The organism is Colwellia sp. BRX8-5 (assembly GCF_014077325.1).
GTDB lineage: Bacteria > Pseudomonadota > Gammaproteobacteria > Enterobacterales > Alteromonadaceae > Colwellia_A.
The window spans coordinates 130,498-137,635 of sequence record NZ_JACGVR010000008.1 but is presented as its reverse complement, the minus strand read 5'-3'; the positions used below and the strand labels follow the sequence as shown (position 1 = coordinate 137,635).

Below are 7,138 nucleotides of genomic sequence, written 5' to 3'. Positions count from 1 at the left end.
CGGCGTTAGCTTTGCTTAGCGCTTTTTTTGCTGCTGAGTCAGCTGCCTTTTTCTCTAGTAATTTTTTCTTTCTTTGTCGCTCAAGTGCTTTAATACGTTTTTCTTCTTTAGCACGTTTTACCCTAGCGGAAGCCACTTGTTGTTCCAAGTCTTTTAACTGTTGGGCATCATCAAGTTTTTTTTGCTTAATTTTATTAACTTGTGCTTCAATTTTACTTTTATCAACAATAGTTGCCTGAATAGTCTGTACTTGTACAACTTTGGGCGCCACTTTGGGTTCGCTGTCAAAATCGCCCATCAATAATACCGCAGCTAATACGATATGTAATAAGAAACTCAACGATAATGCGATAGCAAATTTTCGGCTCATTAATTATTTAGCTCCAGGGTCTGTCATTAAACCAACCGATGGAACACCTGCTTTTTGTTGTAATAACACCATTAGTTGTATCACAGCATCATAAGAAACAGCACCATCACCGTTAACAACGACTGGCGTGTCAGGTTCAACTTTTAAATGGGCAGCAACCAGTGTTGCCACTTGTTCAGCTGACATGGGTTCATTCTTACTGGTACCGACCGCTAAATAATAATTACCGTCGGCATCAACGGAAGCGACTAAAGGGGGTTTTGACTCTTTATCAAGCGCTTCAGCATCGGCCTTAGGAAGGTTAACTTTCACACCTTGAGTGATCAATGGTGCGGTAACCATAAAAATAATCAATAACACCAACATAACATCAATGTAAGGAACAACATTGATTTCAGCAACTTTACGGCGTCTTACTCTTTTATACATAAGATATTACTCCGTTTATGCTGATGGTTCACTGGTACTTTGACGTTGTAAAATACTGGAAAATTCTTCCATAAAATTACCGTAGCCATTTTCTAATTTTTCAACATGGTGGCTAAAACGATTAAAAGCGATCACTGCTGGAATTGCAGCAAATAAGCCCATTGCCGTGGCAATTAATGCTTCAGCAATACCCGGAGCAACCATAGCAAGTGTTGCTTGCTCAACAGCGCCAAGTGCAATAAACGAATTCATAATCCCCCAAACAGTACCAAACAAACCTATGTACGGACTAATAGAACCCACGGTCGCCATAAATGGCAAGTGTGTTTCAAGATGGTCAACTTCACGTGAAAGTGCAACGCGCATTGCTCGATGAGTTCCGTCAACAATCGCTTGTGGTGAATCCATATTGCTTTTTCGTAAACGGGCAAATTCTTTAAAGCCTGATACAAATAAACTTTCAATACCGGTGGCAGGACCTTTAGACGAAACTTCATTATAGAGTTTACTTAGGTCTGCTCCGCTCCAAAACTTATCTTCAAAGATTTTCATTTGTGCCTGTGCGTCGTTAAGTGCTTTTCGACGTTGAAATATCATCGCCCAACATGCAATAGAAAAACCTAGTAGAATTAACATTACACTTTTAACTAACAAACTGGCTTGAAGGAATAAATCAAATATAGAAATTTCAGCTGACACGTTTTAACGCTCCTAATATTTTTTCGGGAATAGCACAGGGTTTAGCAAGTGCTAAGTTAACACAAGCAATTTGGACAACAACAGCACAAATAAGCTTATTTTGCTGATCACTAATTTGTTGAGTAAAAACCAGACTGGCGCGTTTCAATTCGCTAATCCATGAGGTAACAATAAGTAAATCATCTAAGCTGGCTGAAGCTACATTATCCATTTCCACTCTTCTGACCACTAAACCAATGTTTTGTTCTAAAAAAGATGATTGATTAGCGTTTAATTCTCTCAACCACTCAGTACGTGCACGTTCACAAAACTTTAAATAGTTTGCATGATAAACAATACCGCCGGCATCCGTATCTTCATAATATATCCTAACTGGATAAACGTGTTTAATATCTGGCATGAGTTGTATGATGTAAAACGCTCAGTGCATCGTTATTTGTATTTTTATCGTTAAAAATAAAATTCGAGACACTCAATTATAATTTCTTCTATATTAATGATAATAACTTCTGACGACAAGCGTTTAGTGGTAATCGAATGTAACATTTTGAAAAATAGTTTCTAGTGGAGAATTACCAGTTTGTACCGTGCTGATTAAAGACACACCAAAAAAGTAACATTAGTTTTTCTAATGCGAAATATCTAATTTTTTTATCTTGTATAAATAGAACACTTACTCTAAAATCCGCTTGTTGTTCTAGCTAGCGTAATAATTATTCAAGTTTATCTTCACTGATATAACGGGGTAGTTGATAGCCAGACAATTTGAATAGATTTTATCTCTTCTCTCTGACATGTTTATTGGAACCCTATTTCCTCTTATCAACTTAATTTATAAGTTGGCCCACATAATTTATGTGGGCTTTTTTTTACCTAAAATTTGATATAACGATGTGGATTGGTTATTAAACCGGCTTATCTAAACCAAAATGCTGGTAAGCACGTTCAGTTGCTATACGCCCGCGCGGTGTTCTTTGCAGGAAACCTTGCTGAATAAGATAAGGTTCAATAACATCTTCAATTGTTTCACGCTCTTCGCCAATGGCTGCTGCGACATTATCAAGACCAACAGGACCGCCCATAAATTTATCAATAATCGCTTGCAATAATTTCCGGTCCATTAAATCAAAACCTTGATCATCAACCTCTAACATATTTAGTGCTTTAGCGGCCGTTGCTTGGCTAACAATGCCTTGCGTTTTCACATCAGCATAGTCACGGACTCGACGTAATAACCGATTAGCTATTCTTGGTGTGCCACGAGAGCGCTTGGCCACTTCAAATGCGCCTTCTTCATCAATAGGTAGCTTGAGAAAGTAGGCTGAACGTTTAACTATTTCAGTTAAATCTTTAGTGTTATAGAACTCAAGTCGTTGCACAATGCCAAAACGGTCTCTCAGTGGCGAGGTTAAGGCGCCGGCACGGGTCGTTGCACCAATCAAGGTAAATGCCGGTAAGTCTAATTTTATTGAACGAGCAGCGGGCCCTTCTCCAATCATGATATCTAGCTGATAATCTTCCATTGCGGGGTAAAGGATTTCTTCAACCACAGGACTTAGACGATGAATTTCGTCAATGAAGAGCACATCATTTTCTTCGAGGTTAGTCAGTAAAGCCGCTAAATCTCCGGCTTTTTCTAAGACAGGACCGGAAGTTGTGCGGATATTCACGCCCATCTCATTAGCAACAATATTGGCAAGTGTGGTTTTACCTAAACCAGGAGGACCAAATATCAATAAATGATCGAGTGGTTCATCGCGCTTCTTTGCTGCCGCGATAAAAATTTCCATTTGAATTTTGACATGATCTTGTCCAGTATAATCGGCTAGTAGTTTAGGACGAATAGCACGATCAATGGTTTCTTCTTCTGGCTGGGCAGTAGGTTCAATAAGACGATCAGCTTCTATCATTATTTTCTCTTGTGTCTTTGCTTATTTAAATACGGCTAAGTGAGTATTGTCAGGCCGATGTTAATATTAGCAGCCTGTTATTTACGTGTTAGCTTTATCTACATTTTATCAATGCAGTAGATATTAAAGCATTGACTTTAATGCGTCACGAATAAGATCTTCACTCGTTGATTCTGCTTTAAATACGTTTCGTATCGACTTTTCAGCTTGTTGCTGACTGTAGCCTAAAGAAACTAATGCGTTAATCGCATCACCTTTTGCATTAGTCACAAAAGTATTTTCATGATGAAGCTCAATCGGAAGTGTTCCCGATGCTAATGGCGATGCCGTATGAGTGACTTGCCAATCTTTTAAACGGTCGCGCATTTCAATAAGTAAACGTTCAGCTGTTTTTTTCCCAACGCCTGGTATTTTTACAATGCTGGTCAAGTCGTCATGAGCAACACAGCTAACAAATTGGTCTGCAGACATACTTGAAAGTATGGCAAGGCCTAATTTAGGGCCAACGCCATTAACTTTAATAACCAGTCTAAATAATCTACGTTCGATTTTATTAGCAAAGCCATATAATAATTGCGCATCTTCACGGACCACAAAGTGCGTATAAATAATCGCTTGTTCGTTTAATTCAGGTAAGGCATAAATACTGGTCATTGGCATAGTAACTTCGTAGCCAATTCCCCCGCACTCAATTAAGACTTCTGGTGCTAATTTTTCTAATAATGTTCCACGTAAACGACCAATCACAGCTAAAACCTTCTCTACATTAACTTTTGGCAACCATACCACTATATATTTATACAGTAAAGTCGCTTGCGTGGTTTATCGTAATCGTCCACGGACGATTTTACTAACCTGCCCCGCCATTTTTGCAAGAGTATCATGGCTATGCGCATGACAAAGCGCAATAGCGAGTGCATCGGCAGCATCCGCTTGCGGCATAGCAGGCAGTTTTAAAATAGATTTCACCATGTGTTGTACTTGGCTTTTATCGGCGGCGCCCGTACCAACAACCGATTGTTTTATCTGTCTGGCTGAGTATTCTGCAACCGGTAAGCCTTTATTGGTTGCCGCAACAATAGCAGCTCCTCGCGCTTGCCCCAACTTCAACGCGCCACCAGGATTAACGCCCATGAAAACTTGTTCTATAGCAAAAAGTTCGGGAGAAAATTGCAGGATCAACTCAGAAACACCAGCAAAAATAGTTTGTAGACGCAGGCTAAAGTCATCTTCCTCTTTATTGCCCGCATATGCTTTTATACAGCCACTGCCCAAATATGAGATTTTGCGACCTTCTTTTTTTATAACACCGTAACCGGTAATACGTGAGCCAGGATCGATACCTAGGATTATGGTCAAATTGAGTTCTCTTATTTAATAGTATTTTTAACGAAAGCAGGAATGGCTTAAAAGAGTATCGAGATTATGCGTTGAAGTCAGTTAAATGGCAATGTCGTCGTTCATTTTGACAATGAACGTTATGCAGATAAGAACTGTTATTCAGATACTGAAATGAATTCAGCATGACGACAGGAGCCCTAGTACATCCTCAGCTCGTGCATCTATGCTTCGCTCTACCTTCTGCATAAATGCGGTCGTGACCATTCGTCGTTCGTTGCAATCCATGGCGCCACAACATTGCCTAGAGGGCTCAGCGTCTATGATTTACCAGAACAAAAATGACCTGTACAAAGCAATAATACAGTGAAGGCATGGTTGCCTAAGAACTGTTATGACCGTACATTCTATAGATAAAAAAAGCAGCTAATTAGCTGCTTTTTATCGAACGCTGATTATTTATAAACTATTCAGCTAAAGGTTCTTCTTTCTTTTCAGCTTTAGGTAAACAAGCGATGCCCAGTTCAACAAGCTGTGCTGGATTTGCTTTACCCGGTGCATTGGTTAATGGACAAGCCGCTGTGGTTGTTTTTGGAAAAGCCATAACATCACGAATTGATGATGCGCCAGTCATTAACATTACTAGGCGGTCTAAACCAAACGCTAAGCCAGCGTGTGGTGGAGCACCATACTGAAGTGCTTCAAGTAAAAAGCCAAATTTTTCTTGCGCTTCTTCGTCACTAATACCCAAAATTCTAAAAACTGCAGCTTGCATATCTTGGTTATGAATACGTACCGAACCGCCGCCTAATTCACAGCCATTTAACACCATATCGTAAGCATCAGAAAGCGCGCCAACAGGGTTAGCTTCTAATGCTTCAGCCGTTAAATTAATAGGTGCGGTAAACGGGTGATGAATTGCATGCATGCCGCCATCAGCTTCTTCAAACATTGGGAAGTCAACAACCCACAATGGTTTCCAATCACCTTGTAATAATTCTAAATCTTCTCCTAGTTTAAGACGCAATGCACCAAGTGATTCAGTAACAACATTGTACTTGTCGGCGCCAAAGAAAATAATATCGCCTGTTTTAGCATTAGTACGTGTTAATAACGCTTTTACCGCTTCTTCATTTAAGAACTTCAAGACCGGCGATTGTATGCCGTCAATACCAGTACTTAAGGCTGCGTCAACATCATTAACTTTTAACCAAGGCATGCCTTTAGCACCATAAATGCCAACATACTTAGTCAGTTCGTCAAGACCTTTGCGTGAGAATTTTGCAGCACCACCCGGAACACAAATTACCGATACACGGCCTTTTTCGTCGTTTGCGGGTCCAGAGAAAACTTTAAACTCTACATCTTTAACAATATCAGCAACATCCACTAATTCTAGTGGATTACGTAAATCAGGTTTATCTGAACCAAAACGTGTCATTGCCTCTAAATAAGTCATACGAGGGAATGTGCCTAAATCAACATTCATCAAATCTTTAAATAATTTAACGATCATCGTTTCAGCAACATTCATCACTTGCTCGCTGCTCATGAATGACGTTTCAATATCTATTTGAGTAAATTCAGGCTGACGGTCAGCGCGTAAATCTTCGTCACGAAAACATTTAACAATTTGATAGTAACGTTCCATACCCGACATCATTAACAATTGTTTAAACAACTGAGGTGACTGCGGTAAAGCAAAGAACTGACCTTTATGTGTGCGACTTGGTACTAAATAGTCACGTGCACCTTCAGGTGTTGCCGCAGTTAAGATAGGTGTTTCAATATCTAAAAAGCCCTGCCCTTCTAAGGACGTTCGCACTGCCGATGTTACTTTTGCACGAAAGCGCATACGTTCTGTCATCTCGCTACGACGTAAATCTAAATAGCGATATTTTAAACGTTGTTCTTCTGAATTATTTTGGTTGGAATCAAGTGGTAATGGTGCAGACTTATTTAAAATAGTCAGCTCTAACCCTAAAATTTCAATAGCACCGGTTTTCATGTCTTTATTAATTTGACCTTCAGGTCGGGCACGCACCTTGCCTTTAATTTGAACACAAAATTCATTACGTAAGGTATTCGCTTTCGCTATAACTTCAGGTAAATCTGGATCATAAACGACTTGTACCATACCTTCACGATCACGTAGATCTAAAAAGATCACCGCACCTAAGTCTCGACGACGGTTAACCCAGCCGCATAAAGTAATTTCTTTGCCAATGTGAGATTCGTTCACATCACCACAATAAAGATCGCGCATGTCTGTTGTCCTGATAATACTAACTAGCTCATGCAAAGTATTAGCATGGCAATCGTTAGGATGGAAAATTGCCGACATTATAAAGGAATATGACGACAAAAAAAGCATTAAGGGGAATAGTGACCG

Annotated in this window: 8 protein-coding genes; all 8 read right to left on the bottom strand. The window is 39.7% G+C overall.

The window, feature by feature from the left end:
* On the bottom strand, nucleotides 1-370 hold a 370-nt coding region (gene tolA, locus H4J62_RS08250), incomplete at its 3' end, for a cell envelope integrity protein TolA (protein ID WP_182231323.1).
* A 3-nt stretch (nucleotides 371-373) separates the two neighbouring features.
* Nucleotides 374-799: a protein TolR gene (tolR, locus tag H4J62_RS08245; protein WP_146798955.1), complete on the bottom strand. Its 426-nt coding sequence runs from the start codon at nucleotides 797-799 to the stop codon at nucleotides 374-376.
* 15 nt (nucleotides 800-814) lie between these two features.
* Nucleotides 815-1,498, bottom strand: coding sequence for a protein TolQ (gene tolQ, locus H4J62_RS08240; RefSeq protein WP_070376296.1), 684 nt, complete (start codon nucleotides 1,496-1,498; stop codon nucleotides 815-817).
* Nucleotides 1,488-1,898 (bottom strand): tol-pal system-associated acyl-CoA thioesterase, encoded by a 411-nt coding sequence (gene ybgC / locus H4J62_RS08235; RefSeq protein WP_182217695.1) that lies wholly within the window; start codon nucleotides 1,896-1,898, stop codon nucleotides 1,488-1,490. The genes tolQ and ybgC overlap by 11 nt, the downstream gene beginning before the upstream one ends.
* 505 nt (nucleotides 1,899-2,403) lie before the next feature.
* Complete coding sequence (gene ruvB / locus H4J62_RS08230) at nucleotides 2,404-3,408, bottom strand: Holliday junction branch migration DNA helicase RuvB (RefSeq protein WP_146798954.1); 1,005 nt, start codon at nucleotides 3,406-3,408, stop codon at nucleotides 2,404-2,406.
* Between the two features lie 123 nt (nucleotides 3,409-3,531).
* Nucleotides 3,532-4,155: a Holliday junction branch migration protein RuvA gene (ruvA, locus tag H4J62_RS08225; protein ID WP_070377216.1), complete on the bottom strand. Its 624-nt coding sequence runs from the start codon at nucleotides 4,153-4,155 to the stop codon at nucleotides 3,532-3,534.
* 75 nt (nucleotides 4,156-4,230) lie between these two features.
* Nucleotides 4,231-4,767, bottom strand: a complete 537-nt coding sequence (ruvC, locus tag H4J62_RS08220; protein WP_146798953.1) for a crossover junction endodeoxyribonuclease RuvC — start codon at nucleotides 4,765-4,767, stop codon at nucleotides 4,231-4,233.
* Nucleotides 4,768-5,212: 445 nt separating this feature from the next.
* Nucleotides 5,213-7,012, bottom strand: a complete 1,800-nt coding sequence (gene aspS, locus H4J62_RS08215) for an aspartate--tRNA ligase (protein WP_182171721.1) — start codon at nucleotides 7,010-7,012, stop codon at nucleotides 5,213-5,215.
* Between the last annotated feature and the right edge of the window lie 126 nt (nucleotides 7,013-7,138).